Source organism: Synechococcus sp. PCC 6312 (assembly GCF_000316685.1).
Lineage (GTDB): Bacteria > Cyanobacteriota > Cyanobacteriia > Thermosynechococcales > Thermosynechococcaceae > Pseudocalidococcus.
On record NC_019680.1, the window covers coordinates 1,179,451 to 1,200,704 of the forward strand.

Annotated in this window: 21 protein-coding genes and 1 tRNA gene; 10 read left to right on the forward strand and 12 right to left on the reverse strand. The window is 47.4% G+C overall.

Annotated features, from left to right (window positions below; translation table 11 throughout):
* The first annotated feature begins 48 nt into the window (after positions 1 to 48).
* The 4 genes from SYN6312_RS05905 to SYN6312_RS05920 all read left to right on the forward strand — a co-directional run bounded on the left by SYN6312_RS05905 (position 49) and on the right by SYN6312_RS05920 (position 2,863).
* The gene (locus tag SYN6312_RS05905) at positions 49 to 624 is read left to right on the forward strand and encodes a L,D-transpeptidase (RefSeq protein WP_253276423.1); all 576 of its coding nucleotides are present in this window, start codon (positions 49 to 51) and stop codon (positions 622 to 624) included.
* 93 nt (positions 625 to 717) lie between these two features.
* Positions 718 to 1,515, forward strand: coding sequence for a proteasome-type protease (locus tag SYN6312_RS05910; protein WP_015123947.1), 798 nt, complete (start codon positions 718 to 720; stop codon positions 1,513 to 1,515).
* A gap of 209 nt (positions 1,516 to 1,724) precedes the next feature.
* Positions 1,725 to 2,048 (forward strand): Grx4 family monothiol glutaredoxin, encoded by a 324-nt coding sequence (grxD, locus tag SYN6312_RS05915; protein WP_015123948.1) that lies wholly within the window; start codon positions 1,725 to 1,727, stop codon positions 2,046 to 2,048.
* Between the two features lie 41 nt (positions 2,049 to 2,089).
* A complete protein-coding gene (locus tag SYN6312_RS05920; RefSeq protein WP_015123949.1) occupies positions 2,090 to 2,863 on the forward strand; it encodes an EI24 domain-containing protein in 774 nt (257 codons plus the stop codon).
* On the opposite strand, the gene accC is transcribed toward SYN6312_RS05920, so the two are convergent.
* Both accC and SYN6312_RS05930 read right to left on the reverse strand, forming a co-directional pair.
* Positions 2,860 to 4,218: an acetyl-CoA carboxylase biotin carboxylase subunit gene (gene accC / locus SYN6312_RS05925; protein ID WP_015123950.1), complete on the reverse strand. Its 1,359-nt coding sequence runs from the start codon at positions 4,216 to 4,218 to the stop codon at positions 2,860 to 2,862. The genes SYN6312_RS05920 and accC overlap by 4 nt on opposite strands.
* Positions 4,219 to 4,557: 339 nt before the next feature.
* Positions 4,558 to 4,629 (reverse strand) — tRNA-Thr (locus SYN6312_RS05930).
* Between the two features lie 124 nt (positions 4,630 to 4,753).
* On the opposite strand from SYN6312_RS05930, the gene ruvB reads away from it, so the two are divergent.
* Both ruvB and SYN6312_RS05940 read left to right on the forward strand, forming a co-directional pair.
* Positions 4,754 to 5,815, forward strand: coding sequence for a Holliday junction branch migration DNA helicase RuvB (gene ruvB, locus SYN6312_RS05935; RefSeq protein ID WP_015123951.1), 1,062 nt, complete (start codon positions 4,754 to 4,756; stop codon positions 5,813 to 5,815).
* A 163-nt stretch (positions 5,816 to 5,978) separates the two neighbouring features.
* On the forward strand, positions 5,979 to 6,833 hold the full coding sequence (locus SYN6312_RS05940; RefSeq protein ID WP_015123952.1) for an inositol monophosphatase family protein: 855 nt from the start codon (positions 5,979 to 5,981) through the stop codon (positions 6,831 to 6,833).
* Positions 6,834 to 7,313: 480 nt separating this feature from the next.
* On the opposite strand, the gene SYN6312_RS20715 is transcribed toward SYN6312_RS05940, so the two are convergent.
* The 5 genes from SYN6312_RS20715 to SYN6312_RS05955 form a co-directional block, all read right to left on the reverse strand.
* Entirely contained in the window at positions 7,314 to 7,445 is a 132-nt protein-coding gene (locus SYN6312_RS20715) for a hypothetical protein (protein ID WP_256377489.1), read from the reverse strand.
* Between the two features lie 124 nt (positions 7,446 to 7,569).
* Positions 7,570 to 7,746, reverse strand: coding sequence for a hypothetical protein (locus SYN6312_RS20070; RefSeq protein ID WP_015123953.1), 177 nt, complete (start codon positions 7,744 to 7,746; stop codon positions 7,570 to 7,572).
* Between the two features lie 81 nt (positions 7,747 to 7,827).
* On the reverse strand, positions 7,828 to 8,565 hold the full coding sequence (locus tag SYN6312_RS05950) for a hypothetical protein (RefSeq protein WP_015123954.1): 738 nt from the start codon (positions 8,563 to 8,565) through the stop codon (positions 7,828 to 7,830).
* A gap of 2 nt (positions 8,566 to 8,567) precedes the next feature.
* On the reverse strand, positions 8,568 to 9,332 hold the full coding sequence (locus tag SYN6312_RS19720; RefSeq protein WP_156804744.1) for a hypothetical protein: 765 nt from the start codon (positions 9,330 to 9,332) through the stop codon (positions 8,568 to 8,570).
* On the reverse strand, positions 9,226 to 10,008 hold the full coding sequence (locus SYN6312_RS05955; RefSeq protein WP_015123956.1) for a TIGR04255 family protein: 783 nt from the start codon (positions 10,006 to 10,008) through the stop codon (positions 9,226 to 9,228). Before SYN6312_RS05955 ends, SYN6312_RS19720 begins: the two co-directional genes overlap by 107 nt.
* A 244-nt stretch (positions 10,009 to 10,252) precedes the next feature.
* Between SYN6312_RS05955 and SYN6312_RS05960 the strand changes: the two genes are divergently transcribed.
* Together SYN6312_RS05960 and purU are read left to right on the forward strand one after the other, a co-directional pair.
* A complete protein-coding gene (locus SYN6312_RS05960) occupies positions 10,253 to 12,598 on the forward strand; it encodes a cation-translocating P-type ATPase (RefSeq protein ID WP_253276424.1) in 2,346 nt (781 codons plus the stop codon).
* Positions 12,599 to 12,601: 3 nt separating this feature from the next.
* Positions 12,602 to 13,456 (forward strand): formyltetrahydrofolate deformylase, encoded by an 855-nt coding sequence (gene purU / locus SYN6312_RS05965; protein ID WP_015123958.1) that lies wholly within the window; start codon positions 12,602 to 12,604, stop codon positions 13,454 to 13,456.
* Here the strand turns inward: purU and SYN6312_RS18775 are convergent.
* Positions 13,386 to 13,721, reverse strand: a complete 336-nt coding sequence (locus SYN6312_RS18775) for a DUF29 family protein (RefSeq protein WP_015123959.1) — start codon at positions 13,719 to 13,721, stop codon at positions 13,386 to 13,388. The two genes, purU and SYN6312_RS18775, sit on opposite strands and share 71 nt — an antisense overlap.
* 212 nt (positions 13,722 to 13,933) lie before the next feature.
* On the opposite strand from SYN6312_RS18775, the gene SYN6312_RS05970 reads away from it, so the two are divergent.
* Positions 13,934 to 14,905 carry a hypothetical protein gene (locus tag SYN6312_RS05970; protein ID WP_015123960.1) on the forward strand — a complete coding sequence of 324 codons (972 nt, stop codon included), beginning with the start codon at positions 13,934 to 13,936 and terminating at the stop codon, positions 14,903 to 14,905.
* A gap of 125 nt (positions 14,906 to 15,030) precedes the next feature.
* Positions 15,031 to 15,804, forward strand: coding sequence for a response regulator (locus tag SYN6312_RS05975; RefSeq protein WP_051021093.1), 774 nt, complete (start codon positions 15,031 to 15,033; stop codon positions 15,802 to 15,804).
* Between the two features lie 26 nt (positions 15,805 to 15,830).
* On the opposite strand, the gene SYN6312_RS05980 is transcribed toward SYN6312_RS05975, so the two are convergent.
* The 4 genes from SYN6312_RS05980 to fusA all read right to left on the reverse strand — a co-directional run bounded on the left by SYN6312_RS05980 (position 15,831) and on the right by fusA (position 21,158).
* Complete coding sequence (locus SYN6312_RS05980; protein WP_156804745.1) at positions 15,831 to 16,844, reverse strand: YcjF family protein; 1,014 nt, start codon at positions 16,842 to 16,844, stop codon at positions 15,831 to 15,833.
* A 581-nt stretch (positions 16,845 to 17,425) separates the two neighbouring features.
* Positions 17,426 to 17,743: a 30S ribosomal protein S10 gene (gene rpsJ / locus SYN6312_RS05985; protein ID WP_015123963.1), complete on the reverse strand. Its 318-nt coding sequence runs from the start codon at positions 17,741 to 17,743 to the stop codon at positions 17,426 to 17,428.
* Between the two features lie 91 nt (positions 17,744 to 17,834).
* Complete coding sequence (tuf, locus tag SYN6312_RS05990; RefSeq protein ID WP_015123964.1) at positions 17,835 to 19,064, reverse strand: elongation factor Tu; 1,230 nt, start codon at positions 19,062 to 19,064, stop codon at positions 17,835 to 17,837.
* 18 nt (positions 19,065 to 19,082) lie between these two features.
* Complete coding sequence (fusA, locus tag SYN6312_RS05995; RefSeq protein WP_015123965.1) at positions 19,083 to 21,158, reverse strand: elongation factor G; 2,076 nt, start codon at positions 21,156 to 21,158, stop codon at positions 19,083 to 19,085.
* Positions 21,159 to 21,254: the final 96 nt, after the last annotated feature.

Below are 21,254 nucleotides of genomic sequence, written 5' to 3' on the forward strand. Positions count from 1 at the left end.
CCGTTAATTTCAAGGCCATCAGTTAGTGTAGGACGTGGAGTGGATATCGTGAAGTGGTTATGCGGTGGAATTGTTGCAGTCGCTTGGGGGATTTTATCTCTTCCGGCTAGAGCAACTCCCGTGGATTACGTTGCCAGTCAAAGGGGCCTGGGGGAAACCTCAATACCTATGACTGGCCTGGCTTTGCTCGAATTACCGCCCCTGCAGGAATCCACTCCTTTTTTACCTGATTTAGAGCGAAAAATTGTTCTAAAACTCCGAGAACGGCGGGTTTATCTCTACGTTGGTGAACAAGTCCAGGCCAGTTATCCGGTGGCGGTGGGTAAACCGGGCTGGGAAACCCCTACGGGGATGTTTAAGGTCATGCATATGGTCAAAAATCCGACCTGGAAAAATCCCTTTAATGGCACTGTTGTTCCCCCTGGTCCCGCAAATCCCCTCGGTGATCGTTTAATCGTCTTCACCCCAATTGGAAATAAGGGCTATGCTGGGTTTCATGGCACCACTAATGAGTCCTTGATTGGCCAGGCAGTCTCCCACGGCTGTGTCCGCATGAAAAATAATGATATTCGGGCCTTTTTTGAAGCTGTGGAACTAGGAACGCCCGTGATTGTCAAGCCCTAGATCAACTCAACTGGGGATTGTGGGCTAAAAACTAGACCATTTCTCTCAAGCTGTAGTCCATTTCAAAATACCGTTTAGGTTCTCATAACCTTTATGACCTATTGCCTGGGCATCGTAACGCAGTATGGCTTAGTAATGGCGGCTGACTCTCGAACGAACGCTGGGGTAGATTATATTTCCACTTATCAGAAGTTGTTCGATTTTACTGTTCCCGGCGAGCGGGTGATCCTGTTGGCAACGGCGGGTAATTTGTCCATGACCCAAGAAATCTTGACGATTTTACGTCGGGATCTGCGGGCTCAGGCCGATGTAAGTTTGCACACCTTGCCCAATATGTACGAAATTGCCCGCTATGTGGGATCAAAGGTGCGCCAAGTGATTGAAACCCACCGGGCCTGGTTGCAGCAGGACAAAATTGACTATCAATGCTCTTTTTTGCTGGGGGGGCAGATTCGGGGTGAAGAAACCTGTTTGTACTTAATTTACAGCCAAGGTAATTTTCTCCAGGCCACGCCGGAAACGCCATTCCTCCAGATTGGGGAGACTAAATATGGTAAACCCATCCTAGACCGAACCTTAAGCTACGACACTCCCATTGAAGCAGCAGCTAAATATGCCCTGCTGTCCCTCGACTCCACGATGAAATCGAATATTTCTGTCGGCCCACCCCTGCACCTGATTAAATATGCGGCCAACAGTTTCTTGATTAAGCATCGGGTGGAGTTAGTGTTGCGGGATCCGTTCCTGATCAAAATCCGCAAATATTGGGAAGCGTCTTTACGCCACGCTTTTGAAGGAATGCCTGCGATTGAATGGCAGGAGGGAGAATTTGCTGATGTTGCGCTCTTATCCGCCCCTGCGCCAGACATTTCTACTCCTGTAGTTGAATAAAATCTGCAAACATCACGGGTTCAAGGGAGGACATCCAGCCCTAGACTCAGCCCAAATGAATTAAAATCACTCCTTGACCCCAAGCTAAGACCCTTGAGCCAGGCCTGGGGGATGGGATTTGCCCGGCCTTTTCCCTTAAATTGAGATTAGAGTCGCATTGCAACTATTCGACTGGGTCACATTGCAACTAGAAGTTAGGAGAACCCCCCATGAGTGCTGATGTCCAAGCCAAAATTGACAGCCTGGTAAAATCCAACAAAATTATGGTGTTTATGAAGGGGTCAAAGTTAATGCCCCAATGTGGGTTTTCAAACACGGCGGTACAAATCCTCAATAGCCTGGGTGCGCCCTTTGAAACCTTTGATGTGCTGGCTGATTATGAAGTTCGTCAAGGGATTAAGGACTATTCCAACTGGCCGACGATTCCCCAGATTTATATCAATGGTGAATTTGTCGGTGGCTCGGATATCTTAATTGAGTTATACCAAAAAGGTGAACTCCAAGAGATGGTGGCTGTGGCCTTAGCCTCTTAAGGGTCAACAGTGGTAGCAATTGTCTTGAGACGATACAGATAATGGGCGGGTTGTTGAAAGTTCCAGGCCGGATGTTGGCAGGATTTACAGCTGCATTTCGTGGCCTGGGGTTTATTGCGCGGCATCGGCTTTGGGGGTATCTGGTTTTACCAGCTTGTTTGAGCTTTGCCCTAGGCTTGGGGTTATTAGTGGGCAGTATTTGGCTCGTTCGTCATGGCTTGGCCCCTTTGACTGTGGGCTTAAACCCCGCCTGGTTGACTGTCTATGATGTTCTGACCCAAATCATTGCGGTCTTGGTGGCCCTGTTTTTAACCTTAATTGGCTACCAGGCCCTGCTGCCCCTGCTGGTGATTCCTTTTTTGGGGCCGCTGCTCAATCAAACAGAAATTATTTTGACCGGCCAGGCCGTGGAAGTGGGTTGGCAGCGGGATATGAAAAATGCCTTAGTGGGGATTTGGTTTGCTTTGCGGGATACGGGACTACAGCTACTCTGCCTAGGGTTCTCCCTATTTTTGGGGCCGGGACAGCCAATATTTATGGTGGTGATCAATAGCTACTTTCTGGGGCGGGGCAGTTTTGATTATTTATTAGAGAAGCATAATTCGACCCTCCGCCAACGCCAGCAGCAAACTCGTCAATTATGGCCGGAAATCCAAGGCCTGGGATTAGCGCAAGTGGTGGGATTATTATTGCCAATTGTGGGAATTTTGTTAGTACCAGCTAGTGGCCTGGTGGGGGCTGCACTCTTGTTTTATCAAGCTCAACTTCCCTTTTCCCCCAAGATACCGGAGCTTAACGCCTCTCAGAGAACCTAATCCCAACCGAGATGGCGCATCAGCTTTTCAACAAAATTGGTGTAAACCATGCCGCTCTGAAACTCTGGGGTTTCTAGGATCTTTTGATGGAAATTAATCGTTGTCGGTAGTCCGGTAATGGCACATTCCCGTAAGGCGCGCCTCATCCGCCGAATGGCACTGGCCCGATCCGGCCCCCAGACAATGAGCTTACCAATTAAGGAATCATAATAGGGGGGAATTTCATAGTCCGTATAAACGTGGGAGTCCATCCGCACTCCGGGGCCACCTGGGGGTAAATAACCGTTGATCCGGCCGGGATGGGGGCGAAAATTCCGCTCTGGATCCTCAGCGTTAATCCGACATTCAATGGCATGGCCAGTCAATTTAACATCATCTTGACGCAGGTTGAGACGCTCCCCTTGGGCAATCCGAATTTGCTCGGCAATAATGTCCAGGCCAGTCACCATTTCCGTCACTGGATGTTCGACTTGGATACGGGTATTCATCTCCATAAAGTAGAAGTTATCACTGCCATCCAATAAAAATTCAATCGTTCCCGCCCCGACATAGTGGATGGCTTTGGCGACACGCACGGCGGCCTGGCCCATTTTTTGGCGCAATTTTGGGGTTAAGGCGGGGCTAGGAGCTTCTTCTAACAGCTTTTGATGACGGCGTTGAATCGAGCAATCCCGTTCGCCTAGGTGGATGACATTGCCATAGCTATCGGCCAAAATCTGAAACTCAATGTGGCGGGGATTTTCAATAAATCGCTCCAAGTAAACCCCTGGATTGCCAAAGGCTGCCTCGGCTTCCCCTTGAGCGGCGGCCAACAGGCGACTGAGATCTTCCGGGGCCCGAACTAAACGCATCCCCCGCCCGCCCCCCCCGGCTGTGGCTTTAATCATCAAGGGATAGCCAATCTTCCCAGCTACGATTTGGGCCATGACTTCATCGGTAATTAGCCCTTCACTACCAGGAATGGTCGGCACGCCACAGGATTTCATGGTGGTTTTAGCGGTGGATTTATCGCCCATGGCCTGCATTGCGGCGGGTGAGGGGCCAATAAAGGTAATTTGGTGATCAGCGCAAATTTCGGCAAAGCGGGAGTTTTCGGCAAGAAACCCATACCCTGGATGAATGGCCGTGGCGTTACGGGTGAGGGCAGCAGCAATGATGTTGGGAATGTTTAAATAACTGCGATTACTCGGTGGTTCCCCAATACAGACCGCTTCATCGGCGAGTTGAACATGGAGGGCATGGCGATCCACTGTGGAATGGACGGCAACGGTGGCAATTCCCATCTCTTCACAGGTGCGTAAGATCCGTAGGGCAATTTCCCCCCGATTAGCAATTAAGATTTTCGAGAACGCCATGGTGAATCCAAAGGTGAGCAACCCCTAATGCTATCATTTCACGATTGAGTTCCATGATCATTCTCTCTAAGCCTCAAGACCCAGAATTTAGATTCCCCAGGCCTCGTAAAGGGATAAAATTATTGCCAAATCATTTCTTGATGTGTAGTGTTAATAGTCTCAAGCTAACAAGGCTAGACTGGAAAAAACCTGATGAACACACTGCTTAGGGGGCTTACTGGTTGGGAAATATTTGTGTAAGTCCACAGGTTAGGCGGAAATGGAGCTAAGACCGAGAAGCAGTCAAGCAACCCCTTGGAGGGTGACAGATGATCAGAAAAGTATCATGTTTAACTAGGAAGCCCGTGACGAGGATTGAACTCGTGACCTCACCCTTACCAAGGGTGTGCTCTACCACTGAGCCACACGGGCCTGGATTATTAAAATAACATACTTACAGAATCAGTTTGTAGTTTTTTAGCTCACTAAGCCTGTCTAAGCTAAGTTTTACCCTGTAGCCTCCGTTATTCTCAAGTTTCTAATCAGATTAGTCTCCATGCCAATTCTTTCATCTGCGGCAAACCCTGAACCAATCCCCAATTTACTCCAGGCCAGGCCACTCCCTGAGGATAGTGCCAGTCGCCCTGAAGAAAAGATCCGCCCCCAATCGTTAGCTGAATATGTTGGACAAGGGGAATTAAAGCAGGTGCTAGATATTGCGATTCAAGCGGCCAAGTCACGCCAAGAATACCTGGATCACTTGTTGTTGTACGGCCCCCCAGGCCTGGGAAAAACCACCATCGCTTTAATTTTGGCCGTAGAAATGGGAGTTACCTGCAAAGTTACCAGTGCCCCAGCCTTAGAACGGCCGCGGGATATTGTCGGTCTCCTTGTTAACTTAAAGCCAGGGGATATTCTGTTTATAGATGAAATACATCGCCTCAGCCGCATGACCGAGGAGTTACTCTATCCCGCCATGGAAGATTTTCGTCTAGACATCACCATTGGTAAAGGTCAGAGTGCCCGGAGTCGGAGCTTGCCGTTACAACGCTTTACCCTGGTCGGTGCAACAACCCGCGCCGGGGCTTTAACATCGCCCTTACGAGATCGCTTTGGACTGATTCAACGTTTACGTTTTTATAATCCTGAGGAGTTAAGCCAAATCATTAACCGCAACGCCCAAATTTTGCAGGCAACTATCACCCCTGAGGCCTGTTTAGAGATTGCTCGCCGGGCCCGGGGAACGCCGCGTATTGCTAATCGCCTGCTGAAGCGAGTCCGGGATTATGCGGCCGTTAAATATCAGGGCAAGATTACGGATCTGATTGCTCAGGAGGCATTGGAACTTTTTAATGTTGACCCCAAGGGGCTAGATTGGACAGATCGCCGCCTACTAACTGTTTTAATTGAAACCTATCGAGGTGGGCCAGTGGGCTTAGATGCTTTGGCCGCTGCAACGGGAGAAGATGCTCAAACGATTGAGGAGGTTTATGAGCCTTACCTGATGCAAATTGGCTACCTGCAACGGACACCCCGTGGACGGATGGCAACACCCCAGGCCTGGCAGCATTTGGACTATCAATTTCCTGGCGAACAGTTACCTTTGTTGGATATTTAGTAGCTTGGCAGCCCCACGATAATTTAACCCATCAAAAATATAGCCTGACAGAAATTGTTCTAGACAAGGGAGAATATTGAAAGCTTCTCGATGTGGATGGGGGAGCTATGGTGACAACTGGGTTCTTACTTATTTCTGTTTCCCCTGTCATGGGTCATGGTAAATGGCTAATTCACTCCCAATGATTACCCCTGAACAGCCTGATTTTTGGCCGCAGATGGTGGACTTTTGCCAGGCCCTGACGGAACGGGTAGGGACTACGTTACTCAAGGAGTTTAGCCAAGTTCAACGGGAACAAAAGGCCGATGGGAGTTTGGTAACCTCTGGAGATCGCTGGGCTGACCAAGAATTAACTGAGGCGATTCAAAGGGCATTTCCGGATCACGGCATCCTCAGTGAAGAAGGCAACCCTATTTTTCCCGCCGAGGACTGGGCCTGGATTATTGATCCAATTGATGGGACGACTAATTTTGCCCACGGTTTGCCCATTTGGTGCGTGGCGTTAGCACTTTGTTACAAAGGGTATCCTGTCTTTGGCTATGTGGCAGTTCCCCCCTTAGGGCAAAACTTTCATGGTTTTTGGCAGGCTCCCAATTATGCCGATGGGGCGTTTTTGAATGGTCAACCGATCCAGACAAGCTCTGCTTCACCCGGCCCCCAGGAGTTCTTCAGTTTATGTGCCCGGAGTACCGCCGTGATTAGCCAGGCCAGCCTTAGCCATCTTGGCCCTATCCCCGCGAAGATAAGAATGTTAGGTTCAGCCAGTTACAATTTTCTGACCGTAGCTGCTGGTTTTACCTTGGGTGCTGTAGAAAAAACACCCCAAATCTGGGATATTGCCCCGGCCTGGCCGATTGTTAAGGCGGCAAATGGTGCAGTGATTTGGCTCGATCAGGCGCAACTTTTTCCCCTAACTCCAGGCCAGTCTCTAAGCAATCAACCCCATCCAACTCTGATGGCTGCTAACCCCAACATTGGCAACGATTTCTTACCTTGGCTAAACTGTCTTGTCCATTAACCTGATGTAAGTGAGCCAGAAACAATGATGTTGGAGTCTAATGTAATTGTTGGGCTGCTCAATGTCGCAGTAGGGGTTTATATTTTGAGATCAACCACAAAAAGATTGAATATTAAGGAGAATCCAAGGAACGATCAAGATTGCTTTTAATGGGAAGCCTAACAATCTTGCACCCCGAAGTATTTTCTTTTCGTTTTAAGTCCTCAAATATTGCTCGAAGATCGTAGTTAAAAGACTTAGCGTATTCTTCTGGATACTTATGAATTTCAGCAACGATCTCATCTTCATTTATACATGATTCAACCTTTAAGCTTCCATTTCTACATCTGATTTCAATATTTTATACATATATCTAAAATAAAGATTCAGATGAAACCCAATTCTCAGTTAACAGGCCTGGGACTCGACAAAACTCAGAGAAAATATTCGTGATCAGCGTTAGACCTGCACTCCTGGCCTGGACACTCATTGAGAAAGTCATCACTGGCTACAGGCCCCATCCAAGAAAAAACTATCCCAAACCGCATCAACTGGGGCAATAATCCGCTCTTGTCCGTGAACTCGAATGTTGACCTCTGTGACGGATTTATCAAACTGAACACCCTTGGGCAAATAAACGGCTTGATTCTAATTTGTTGTAAAAATTTTGCTTCTCACCATATTAGTCCTCCCAAATCTTATGCTCCAGGCCAAACATCTGACTAAATCTCAGGGCAATCACATCACTGCCTTAACTCTAGCTCTCACCTAGATCAATATTTTTCTGAATGGGTAGTTTAACAATCTTACGTCCCGAAGCATCCTGTTTTCGTTTTAAGTCCTTAAATATTGCTTGAAGATCATAATTAAACGACTTAGCGTATTCTTCCCGATACTTATGAATTTCTGCAACAATCTCATCTTTTTTATACATGATTCAATCTTTAAGACTCGACTTGTATAAGCTTATGTAGCAAACAGTAATATTTTAAAATAGCTAATTAGCTATTGCTCTTTAAGGACTATCTACCAAATCTACTTGTGCTAGATGCATCAGAGTATTAATTTGCTCAGAAGCTGTTATTGTCTTACCATTTATCCAATCAGACGGGGGAATATCAGGATTTAGCTTTCCAAACTTTTGAAGGCAATGGGAGTAAGCAATAGCAGCCTGGATTCTATAGCTTCCAATAAATTTCCCCTCATTCCCCATAAACGACCATTTGATAATTCTTTGCTGGATGCCGTTTAAAAGTGTTATGGCTAGTTCTTCAAAATCATGAATAGTTAAGTCAAAATGGTATTGATCAGCCGGAGAGAAATCTAAATTATTTTCAGGCGTAGATTTAAAATTAGTAGTTGTAGGAAGATAAGATGTTGGAATAATTAAAGACCCACGTGTACAATGAGATTTTCGTTTAGAACCTCTATCCGAACGAAAATTTTGTTGAGATATGCCCTCTGCCATAACAGCAAAAGCATGTCCATAATCTAGAGGATCAAGAGTATCTGAGCTATAGACTGATATTCCTGAATCTACTCCGTCAAAAACACATTGAATGACTCTATTAATAAGTTCATTATTCCAATTTTGATTTGAACAATTAATTGTTTCGTTAATTATAGTAATGAAGTCAACACGGTTTCTGCAAAGACGAATCAGATTTTCAGGATGATTCTCCCCGGACTTTGAGATTCTAGCTTTCTTAAAATATTTATTGAATTGCAGTAATAAATCAAGAAGTGAAGCCATTTTTAACTCAGTAGTTCACTTATGCCCTTAATAAGATGTGAGTGAGGCAATTCTTGAGTAGAAAGGGCTTGAGATAGACAATTCTTGCCCATGGTTCCACCGCATGTAAGCAGAAAAACGGCTGCCGTTTGAGCTAAACGTTTATCAGTTGAATTCAAAAATAAACTTACGGTGGAAAGTAAAAGTTCATTAGTAGTTGAAAATTCTGCATCACTCAAGGCAGACAATAGAACTCGCTTACTAATTAAAGGTATATTTTTAATATATGTGGAAATTAATGAATGATATTCATTTGAAGCTTTTATTAGCCACTCTGCCACTAAAATTGATATATCATATAACACCTTTTCTTCCTCTTGTTCTCGGAAAAGCCTACCAAGATATTCTCTAATTACAATGGAGATATTGCGTGGAAATAGAAAATCGATAAAATTAGTTGAAGGAGATGTAGACGTTCCTGTTTCTTGCAAGCATTGAAACTTTGCAACATCTCTGCCTACAAAAAACTGACGAACAGCTTCATTTTGAAGTAAGTCTCTACTAATTGAGGCTTGATTAGCTAAGGCTTGACAAAATCTTTCAAATGTTGTGGATTTGTCATCAGTAAGTGTTGGTGAGAAAATTAAAAAAGGCACTTTACCGTAGAGCTTATCTTGATTTTCACGAGACGGATTGTGGTTGAAGGGCTTGTTGTAGCTTTGCCGTGATACACCAGCGGAAGAAGTTGCCTGCTTCTCTGTTAAATCTATCGAGGGAATCAGTAGCATTGCTTATCTCCGTAATATTTTCAGTATAAAAATCAGCATCTATTAAATACCCTAATTCTTCAGATTCTTCTTTCCGAGCAAGACCATATCGAACTCGCAAAGCTGCATCTGCATAGTCAAGTCGACAGGCAAAACCCGAAAGTGCTTCAGTAAAATCCTGTTCTGGCAAGTTATCATCTATGAAGATACCCAATATAGCAGGCTGAAGTAAGTTTCGCCATGGTTCATTCATTAACTCGAGTTCAGAACGAACAATAAAATCCTGATAGCGCAAACCAATTCTTGTGAAATGAGTTGGAGAATAATGCTTAACTAATATATCAGTTGCATAAAATAAACGAGATTTAAAGTCTCCCCAATTTTCATACCGTAAAGTTGAAAGAGCTAAGAAATCACTTGATAAAACAAGCTTCCAACACCCATCCTTATCGATAAATTCATAACTCAAGCCTTGATTCATTAATATAAGAGATGAGCCTGCCTGAGGACTTGATAAAACTGGAAATTCTACAGGACGAGGAGAATTAAGTGTTGGATACTTGGAACGGATTTCTTCCTGGAAATTCACCGGAGCTTCAGTCTCAATCCGTAGAATTTTAGGAAAGCGAAGCTGACAAATAACCTCTGCTAGAGGATTCTTATCGTAGCTAACACGTTGAGACTCAGGAAACTTCATGGCGATATCAACGAAATATTCTTAATCTACTTAACCGAAAATATTTTTGCAAAAATCATATTCTTGCTATAACCACGATGCTTTCAGTTATGGATATATTCAAGTAGGAATTTTATGGGTTTCTGCTTGATGTTGATTTTTATTTTGATAAATTCAAATTTTGGCCTCAGTTCCTGGAAGTTGCATGGTATACAAAATGACTACGCCAAAGGATAAGTTCTCTGGTTCAGATAGAAATCCTACCATGGCGACTACTCCCATGCTAACTTTTTCTCCTTTGTCTGATATTGATCGATTTTTCGCCTGTAGCTCAACGGTGGCTCTCAAGGTCAAGGGGATGCGATGTGGCGGCTGTGTGGCCAATGTTGAAAAGCAACTGATGCAGCAACCGGGGGTAACTTCAGCGGCGGTTAATCTTGTCACAGCAACGGCAATGGTGGCCTATGAACCAAAAACCATTCAACCCCAGGCCCTTGCGGATCATCTCACCCAGGCCGGATTTCCTACCGAGGTTTTAAGCAGCGATCTCCCGATTACCCAAAGCCTTTTAGATGTCAGCGAATCCAACAGCCACACCGATGTTATTTTTGCCTTTCCCCATACCGATTTAATTCTAGCCATCGTTTTCCTGCTCCTCTCTGGGGTGGGTCATGTTCAAGATTGGTTAGGTCTGTCGCTGCATCATGTTCCGGGCTTACACATTCTCCACACCATGGCTTGGCATTGGGGCCTGGCAACCTTGGCATTGATCGGGCCAGGCCGGGGCATTATTCGCGATGGCTGGCAAAGTTTGTGGCGGGGCAATCCAACCATGAACACCCTGGTCGGCCTGGGGGCGGTGTCGTCCTATGTCGCTAGTGTGATTGCCTGGCGAGTACCCGGTCTGGCCTGGGAGTGTTTTTTCGATGAGCCGGTGATGATTATTGGTTTTATTCTTTTGGGACGCACCCTAGAACAACGGGCGAGAAACAAGGCCAGCCAAAGTTTACGATCTCTCATTGCCCTCCAACCTGCCCTAGCCCAATGGGTTGCAAATCCAGATCGGACGGATGGGGTAACAATTCCAGTAGCTCAGGTTCAAATAGGGGATTGGTTGCGGGTGTTGCCAGGGGATAAATTACCTGTGGATGGGGTGGTCGTCCGAGGCGAAACCTTTGTGACTGAGGCTGTGTTAACCGGAGAAGCACGACCCATTGCTAAAGTTCCGGGGGATACGGTCATGGCGGGCAGTTTGAACCAGGCCAGTGCGATCACAATCCAGGCCACGGCTTGCGGCAACGATACCCTTTTGGGGCAAATTCTCACTCTTGTCACCCAGGCCCAGACCCGGAAAGCTCCAATCCAACGACTGGCGGATTTAATTGCCGGATATTTCACCTATGGCGTGTTGGTCTTAGCGGCGGTGACGATTGGCTTTTGGTGGGGCCTGGCTCCGACGCTTTTGGGAATTGCTGGGGGAACAGCGGCCTTACTGTTGGGTTTGAAATTGGGTATGGCGGTCTTGGTGGTGGCTTGTCCCTGTGCCTTGGGTTTGGCGACTCCAACGGCAATTTTAGTGGGAACCAGCTTGGGGGCAGAACAGGGCCTCTTGATTCGGGGTGGGGATGTTTTAGAAACCCTGCATCGCTTAACCACGGTTGTCTTTGACAAAACTGGCACCCTGACTTGGGGCAAATTAACGGTACAAAACAGTATTCCCTTGGCGAACTTGGATGAAACTGAACTCTTACAATTAGCGGCTAGTCTGGAACAAAATTATCGTCATCCCATCGCCCAGGCCCTGTTAAGTGAAGCCAAAGATAAAAACATTACCTTACTCCCAATCACTGAAACTGAATCCATTCCTGGCCTGGGAATTAAAGCCGTTTGGAATGAGCAAGTGTTACGAGTCGGCAGCTTGGCCTGGTTAGCAAAAGAAGGATTGAAAGCTGAGACTCTTGAGGATCAAAATCAACAGAACTTGAGTGTGATTGGAATTGGCCTGGATCAAAAACTGATTGGTTTAATTGCCCTGGAAGATCAACTGCGCTCTGATGCGGTTCAAACCCTAGAGAAACTGAAAGAAATAGGTCTGGAGATTCAAGTTTTAACAGGCGATTCAGAAACAGCAACCCAAGCAATTTTAGAACCACTCAATTTAAAGAAAACTCAAATCCAAACCCAACTCTTACCCACTGAAAAAGTGGCCTGGATTGAACAGCAAAAAGCGGCCGGAAAAGTCATCGCGATGGTTGGAGATGGGACGAATGATGCACCTGCTTTGGCTGGGGCCGATGTGGGAATTGCCTTAGCCAGTGGCACCGATGTGGCTCTCGAAACTGCTGGCATTGTCCTCACCCATAACCGTTTAGCCGATGTCGTGGCAGCAATTAAACTCAGTCGAGCGACATTTTCTAAAATTCAACAAAACCTGGCCTGGGCCTGTGGCTATAACCTGATTGCAATTCCGGTGGCGGCGGGTGTGTTGTTACCCGTTTGGCAGATTAGTTTGACCCCAGGCCTGGCAGCAGCGTGTATGGCTCTCAGTTCAATTTCTGTCGTAGCCAATGCCTTACTCTTGAGAAAAGAGTATCACCGCCCCCAGCCCTAACCCATGAGCATTCCCACCGCTACACTTTTAGTTTCTTGTCCAGATCAACGGGGCCTGGTGGCCAAACTTTCCCAATTTATTTATAGCAACGGCGGTAATATCATCCATGCCGATCACCACACCGATGCCCAGGCCGGCCTGTTTTTAACCCGCTTAGAGTGGCAACTCGATGGGTTTCATCTCCCCCGTGAACTGATCGGCCCCGCATTCCAGGCCATTGCCCAACCCCTCCAGGCCCAGTGGCAGTTGCATTTTTCTGATGTCCGGCCCCGCCTGGCCATTTGGGTGAGCAAGCAAGATCATTGCTTATTAGATTTAATTTGGCGATACCAGGCCGGGGAATTACCCGCCGATATTGTTTGCATCATCAGTAACCATTCCACTTGCCAGGCCCTTGCGACTCAGTTTGAAATTGACTATCACTATTTACCCATTACCCCGAAAAATAAAGCCGAACAGGAAGAACGGGAACTAGAACTGCTAGCAGGCTATCGGATTGATCTAGTTGTTTTAGCCAAATATATGCAGGTGCTTAGTGCGGATTTTCTCGCTCAATTCAAGCCAGTGATCAATATTCACCATTCATTTTTACCAGCATTTGCCGGAGCTAACCCCTATCAACGGGCCCATGAACGGGGGGTAAAAATCATCGGTGCTACGGCCCACTATGTTACTCCAGAGTTAGATCAAGGGCCGATTATTGAGCAGGATGTGGTTCGGGTTAGTCATCGGGATGATGTTCCTGATTTGATTCGCAAGGGCAAAGATTTAGAACGAATCGTTTTAGCTAGAGCCGTTCATCTGCACTTGCAACAACGGGTTTTAGCCTATGGAAATCGCACCGCAGTCTTTGCTTAAAGCGATCTAATCCTTCTACAACACTCGATACCCAGCTATTATGATAGTTATCAGTGTGAAGTTGCCTGGATAACTTCAGTAAATGTTTGATACCCCGAATCCATTGACTTGCCAGAGCGTGTCGTTCTGAACTTTCCCAGCTCGCAACCGCCTCAATAGGATGCTCTAAGTCAAGCTCTGTAAAATCTCTGGCTTGTAATTGGGCTACGGTTTCTGCGCCCCAGTTTGTATAATCTGTTTCGTATAGGGTTTGTGTCGCTTGCATTGTTTTGACCCTCTCGCTGAATTTACTCTAGTGCGCTTGCCAGGCCTGGGAATGACTTTGGGGGACGACTTTGAAAATAGTGCTAAAACCCCTGATGGCTCAAGACCAATAATCTCTCTAGTCGAGGTGCAGTCTTTTGTTCTTGCCAGTTATTAAGAAAAGCGTTAAGATAGTTTACAAAGCTTAATACTTGCCATAGGTTTTTTTTGACGATGTCTCCCGTTGCCCTTACCCCCTCTGCTCCTGCTGCTGCATCTCCGGCTCAATTGGCTCAGGAGTGGGCAAAACGCTATGTCCGTAATCTCAATGACCCAAACCAGGCCCTCATTGATGATCCCGCCACAGTTGCCAAAAAGCTCCAAGCAGACCTACGTCAAGCAAGTGTCCAGGCCTGGAATCGGACTGAAGGCTTTTTAGGGGCAGAACTTCGCCGCCATGACATTGCTGCTGAGTTGATTGATCCTTGGGATATTTCTAAGGATATCCATGATATCTACCAGCAAACCTTAATCCTTTATCGGGACGGCAAAACTCCAGACCAATTGACAATGACAGTGGGGCCAACAGTCGGCCAAGTTCGCCGCAAACATACAGCCATAGACCCCCGCGTCATTGGTTTTGTCAGCCTGCAATTTCACCATACGGGAGTGATCCTGCTCCAAAATGCCCCAGCCAGCCAGCGGGAAACTCTGCAAAACTTTTTTAAGGTCATTGACGATCACCTCTATATGCCGTTACACCGAGCCTACGAAGCGGCGGCCAACCATGATTACAATTCCCCTGGATTATCCCTCGTCCGCCATCTCTTGCCGGAAAGCACCGCCATTGCCACCACCATCTGTCAGCGAGTGGCCGCAGCCTTTCAAAGTCACCGTTGTTTTACGGGCCCCTTAAACCATCCTCAAGTTAGAACTTCGAGCATTCGGGATGTGGAAATGTTTCAAATCTATTTGTGGGTTTGTTTACTGGAGGGGAGTTTAGATGCCATTCAACGGGAACTGTTTCCCCTCTGCCTCATGCTCTATCCCACCTTAAATGTCACCTGGGAGTTGGTCTATCAAATGGTCTATCTCCTCGGTACAGAAATCAAAACTCGGACAACCAACCTCGACAGTTCAGCCTTAACACCCTACTACCAGGCCTTGCGGGAAATGTTTAATCCCAAAATCTTCCAAGGGGTCTAGAGCGTTAATAAACTGTAACCCTAATTTGTTGTCCCGCCTACAAGAATTTGTGGCCAGAGCTACGGAATGGTCAGGGTCAATTTGCTAAATTAGCCATCATCATTTTGCGTGTTCAAAAGGCTACTTTGCAGGCAATCATCCATATCCAAGTTGTTCAAAGCAATCCCCATCTGCGCTCACTTTTGGGTTGGCATCTCCAGCAGGCGGGGTTTGTTGTTCATTTATCTTCTGGCTGTCAACACGCCCAAGAACTTTTCCAGACCCGCCATCCTGACCTGATTGTCCTGGATACAGATTTACCCGATGGCAGTGGCCTGGAACTCTGTCGGTGGCTACGGCGGCAACAGCAGGTGCTAATTTTCATGCTCTCGGCTCGTAACCAGGAAGGAGATATTGTTGCCGGACTCAAGGCTGGGGCCGATGATTATTTGACTAAACCCTTTGGGATGCAAGAATTTTTAGTCCGGATTGAATCCCTCAGTCGCCGCGCCCACCCTCTCTTGCCTGCCTACTTGAATTTTGGAGATCTCCAAATTGATCTAATTCAACGCCGTGTTTTTGTCCGTCAACATCCCGCCGATTTAACACCCCAAGAATTTAGCTTGCTCTATGTCCTGACCCAGGCCGGTGGTGTTCCCCTCAGCCGCCAAGATTTACTCCTGCGGGCCTGGCCCGAATACATTGACAATCCACGTACCGTAGATACCCATATTCTATCCCTGAGAAAGAAAATCGAACTTGACCCCCAGCATCCCCGCATTATTCAAACCATTCGGAATGTTGGCTATCGCCTCAATCTTGATCTACTCAATGTCAGCCATCATCGGCAAATGACTACCAGTTCCTTGCCCCAACCTGTGCCACCGAAACCATCTCCTGTTTCCCAGGCCTGGAATTAACCCATCTCCTAACCCCTGAAGTGTCCCTAAGGTAAGGTCATTGGGGCGGGCTGCGGGGGATTGAAGGATTCTAAAACTGTGATGTAAGCCTCACCAAATAAAGTCGTCACCGATGCGGCTGTCCCGGCCGAAATTGCTCCACCTGCAATTACCCCAAGGCCTGGAATCAGTTTCAACGCACTCCCGACAATGGCTCGCCCCATCAGCGTTGCTCCGGCTCCAGTCACTAAACTTGCCAGCAAAGTCGTCAAGACACTCTGAGACAAGGGTAAACCAAAGACCGCCCCCACACTCGCTAACATTCCCACTTGGACTGGCACAATTAAAATAGCATCTGCAAAGGGAATGGGTGTTGCGGCAATGGCTGCTGCACTGGCCGCGGCGGTGGCAACAATTAAATGGGCCTGCTGTTTTTTGAGATCTAGATCAACCTTTTGGGCCGCCACAAAGGCGCGCTGTTGCCCTTCTGGAACCAAATCAAAGGTTAAGGCCACCAATGCTTGCAGGCCCATCGGCTCTTTCCTGTGGCCATCATCATCTAGTTCGGGAATTGAGCGGACTCGAACCACATTTCGGGCCTGGGGTAGAAGGGTTTGTACGGTGGATTGAAATCCCTGATCGGCCCTAGCTTTTGTGATCACTGCAATTACAGGCAAATAGTGAGCTAGCATTTTCACTAACTCGCTTTCCGCCGCCTCCACCCGCCTTAGCCCCTCATCAATGCAAACCCAGGCCACGTGAATATGTTGGTTTTGGTTCCGCTCTAAATGCCGTTGAGCCACAAAGGTTTGGAGCGCGCCTAAAGTCTCTTGAAAATCCTGCATTTCCAGGCCCCGCGAGTCAAAAATAGACAGAGGCAGTCCACTTTTACAAATTTCCCGGATGTTGGGAGTGACGGGCCGGCCATCCCCTGTGGATGCTAACTCCCCTTGAAAGACCGCATTAATCAGGGTACTTTTACCAACCCCTGAACGCCCCGCAATTAAGATATTGACATGGCCGTGCTCTTCTCTAGCTGTGGCTAAAGCCTTACGAATCATCTTATCCAGGTTAAACTGATGCCCTAGCCACTCCACTCACCGACCCTCAGCAATAGAAGTGTATAAGATTAGTCACGAACTATAAAAACAGCCGAAATCTTCAACACCAGGCAAGTAACATAGGCTATTGATCACACTATGAAGCTAAGCTTAGCTAAATTAGGTTGTCAAGTACCCTCATGTCCAGCCTTTACGGCAAGTCACTCAATCTCTCTCCAGCACGCCTTGAGATGCCAGTAAAAACAGTGGGAGTTCCCAAGACACTCTGACTAGGGCCGAAAATTTAATCTAGGATTACGCAGATTGCTCTGAGAGAGTCTAAATCTTAAAAGGATGCCCATCAAGCATTGCCTGAGTGATCCCTATCTAGCCTTAAATCAGTAACGCTCTACCAAGATTACCCGGCCAGAATGTCAACGAAGATCGTTTTTTAATTCACAAAGACAGGCCTGGGAAATATCTGGATTTTTTCCAATCCCAAATAGCCTGGGTAGAGAGACTAAAATGAGCCCTGCTAGCAATTTTTGGGATTCTAGGAAAACTCACTCATAGGTCTAGCACTTCCAGGCCCCGATATATCCTTACAATTTCACTTCAATATCTACTCCAGAAGGCAAATCCAATTTCATCAGCGCATCAATGGTTTTCGGAGACGGCTGATAAATATCAATAATCCGGCGATGGGTACGGGTTTCAAAATGCTCACGGGAATCTTTATCAACGTGGGGGGACCGCAGAACGCAATATATCTTCCGGCGAGTTGGAAGCGGAATTGGCCCGACTGCTGAAGCACCTGTCCGCTTGGCTGTGTCCACAATCCGGTCGCAGGATGTATCGAGTAAACGATGATCAAAGGCCTTCAAACGAATGCGAATCTTTTGCTGCTGTAACGTAGCCATGTAAACTCCTTAAATTTTCAAGGTTCAAAAGCAACCAAAACTAAAGCCGCCAGGCCCCAAAGCAGAGAACTGACGGCCAAAGTTCACTTAACTATTTGACGATTTTGGATACAACACCCGCGCCAATGGTTCGGCCGCCCTCCCGAATGGCAAAGCGCATCCCCTGTTCAATGGCGATGGGGTTGATCAACTCCACATTGACCTTAATCCGGTCGCCGGGCATGACCATTTCGACATTTTCACCTTCATCACTGGTAAAAGAAGTAATGGTTCCGGTAACATCCGTTGTCCGCACATAGAACTGAGGCCGATAGCCTGCGAAGAAGGGAGTTTTCCGGCCGCCTTCTTTTTCAGTCAGAACATAAACTTCCCCTTCAAATTCGGTATGGGGAGTAATCGAACCGGGTTTGGCAATCACCATCCCCCGTTGGATATCTTCTTTTTTCAGACCCCGAAGCAAGAGACCCGCGTTATCACCCGCCATCCCTTCATCCAAGCTCTTCTTGAACATCTCAATCCCGGTCACGGTAGTGCTGCGGGTATCCCGAATCCCGACCAATTCCACAGTGTCGTTAACCTTGACCTTACCCCGCTCAATCCGACCGGTGGCCACGGTACCCCGACCAGTAATCGAGAACACATCTTCCACCGCCATCAAGAAGGGCTTGTCGATATCACGGGTCGGCGTGGGGATAAAGCTGTCAACAGCATCCATCAGTTCATAGATTTTATCGACAAATTCGTTCTCGCCCCGGGCGGTTTTCGGGCTGGCGGTCATCGCTTCTAAAGCTTTCAAACCAGAACCTTTGATGATCGGTAAATCATCGCCAGGGAAATCATATTCGGTCAGCAACTCCCGCAGTTCCAACTCCACCAATTCCAAGAGTTCTTCGTCATCCACTTGATCCACTTTGTTCAAGAAGACGACAATGCTGGGTACACCCACCTGCCGGGCCAAAAGAATATGCTCTTTAGTCTGGGGCATGGCACCATCGGTGGCCGCAACCACCAGAATTGCACCGTCCATCTGCGCCGCCCCGGTAATCATGTTTTTCACATAGTCAGCGTGGCCTGGGCAGTCCACATGAGCATAGTGGCGGTTTTCAGTTTCGTATTCCACGTGGGCCGTGTTGATCGTGATCCCACGGGCTTTTTCCTCAGGAGCTGCATCAATTTCATCATATTTTTTGGCTGAGGCTTGGCCCAGCGCGGCCAAAGTCATGGTGATTGCCGCAGTCAGCGTGGTTTTACCGTGGTCAACGTGGCCAATCGTACCGATGTTGACGTGGGGTTTAGTCCGTTCAAATTTAGCGCGTGCCATTTAATTCCTCTTGTGTAACTAAGCGTTCCCTTTGTTTTTGGCGATGATGGCCTCAGCCACGTTGCGGGGGACTTCCTCGTAATGGCTAAATTCCATTGAGAAAATACCCCGTCCCTGAGTATTCGAGCGAATATCCGTGGCATAACCAAACATCCGCTCCAGAGGGACTTTAGCTGTAACCTTGGCCAGGCCACCTTCAGCGACTTGCCCCTCAATTTGACCCCGACGAGAAATCAAGTCCCCCATCACGGTTCCCAGGAAATCTTCTGGAACTTCAACTTCAACTTTCATCATCGGTTCCAGCAATACCGGATTAGATTTCATCACTGCGTCTTTAATCGCCATTGACCCAGCAATTTTGAAAGCCATTTCTGAAGAGTCGACATCGTGGTAAGAGCCATCCACCAGCGTAACCTTCAGGTCAATCACAGGATAACCCGCCAAAATCCCAGATTCGCAGGCTTCTTTCATGCCCTGTTCGGCCGGGCCAACATATTCTTTGGGAACTGTACCCCCGACAATTTTGGAGACAAATTCAAAGCCACTACCGGGTTCACCGGGGGTTAACTCAATGACAACATGACCATACTGGCCTTTACCGCCGCTTTGACGAATAAATTTACCTTCAGTACGGACAGGTTTGCGAACCGTTTCCCGGTAGGCGACTTGGGGCTGACCGATATTGGCTTCCACCTTAAACTCTCGGAGCATCCGATCCACCAGAATTTCCAGGTGAAGTTCACCCATCCCCGCAATCACGGTTTGGTTAGTTTCCGAATCTACGCTCACCCGGAAGGTCGGGTCTTCTTCAGCCAGGGATTGCAGAGCTTTGGAAAGCTTTTCCATATCCTGCTTGGTTTTGGGTTCTACCGCTACAGAAATTACTGGCTCAGGAATAAACAAGGACTCGAGAATGATGGGGGCATTATCTTCACAGAGGGTATCCCCCGTAAAGGTGTCTTTCAGACCCAAGGTTGCCCCCAAGTCCCCAGCCCGTAATTCATCCACTTCAATCCGGTCATCGGCTTTAAGGACAATCAAGCGGGAAATTCGTTCTTTTTTGCCTTTGGTCGCATTCAGGACATAACTGCCTTTTTTCAGCACCCCGGAATAGACCCGGACAAAGGTGAGTCGCCCAAAGGGATCCGCCATGATTTTGAAGGCTAGAGCAGCTAAAGGCTCGGTGTCATCGGCGTGACGTTCCACAATGGAGCCGTTAGGCAGTGTGCCTTGAATAGCAGGAACCTCAAGGGGGGAAGGGAGATAGTCAACCACCGCATCCAGAAGCAACTGCACCCCTTTATTTTTGAAAGCTGAGCCACAAATCAAGGGGACAATTGTGCCCGCAATGGTACCTTGACGCAGACCAGCTTTAATTTCGGCTTCGGTCAGTTCCTCGCCTTCGAGATATTTTTCCATCAAGACATCATCAGTCTCAGCTACGGCCTCAACCAATTTAGTGCGAAACTCTTCGGCTTTGTCGACCATGTCTGCCGGAATCTCGGTTTCAAGAATTTCTTTACCGAGATCGTCTTTGTAGATGTAGGCCTTTTGATGGACTAAATCCACAACCCCTTGGAACTGGTCTTCGGCCCCAATGGGCAGTTGAATCGGCACGGCATTGGCCCGGAGGCGATCTGTAATTTGGCCATAAACCTTATAAAAGTTGGCACCCGTTCGATCCATTTTGTTGACGAACACAATCCGGGGGACTTTATAGCGATCCGCTTGCCGCCAGACAGTTTCCGACTGTGGTTGCACCCCACCCACAGAGCAAAAGACGGCAATCACGCCATCTAAAACTCGCATCGAGCGTTCGACTTCGATGGTAAAGTCCACGTGGCCTGGGGTATCGATGATGTTGATTTGATAATTTTTCCAGGAGGTACTAATGGCGGCTGCAGTGATGGTGATTCCCCGTTCCCGTTCCTGGGCCATCCAGTCGGTGGTGGCATTACCATCATGGACTTCACCGATTTTATGCACCACTCCAGAGTAGAAGAGAATGCGTTCGGTTGTGGTGGTTTTACCCGCATCAATGTGAGCGGCGATGCCAATATTTCTGATGCGCTCTAGCGGGACAGTCCGGGCCACAGCTACCTCCTTAAGTTGCTCAATCGTGGTTAAAAAAAGTTAACGTAATCAATTTAATTGTATCCAATTGGCCTGGATGATTACTCAAAACAGGAA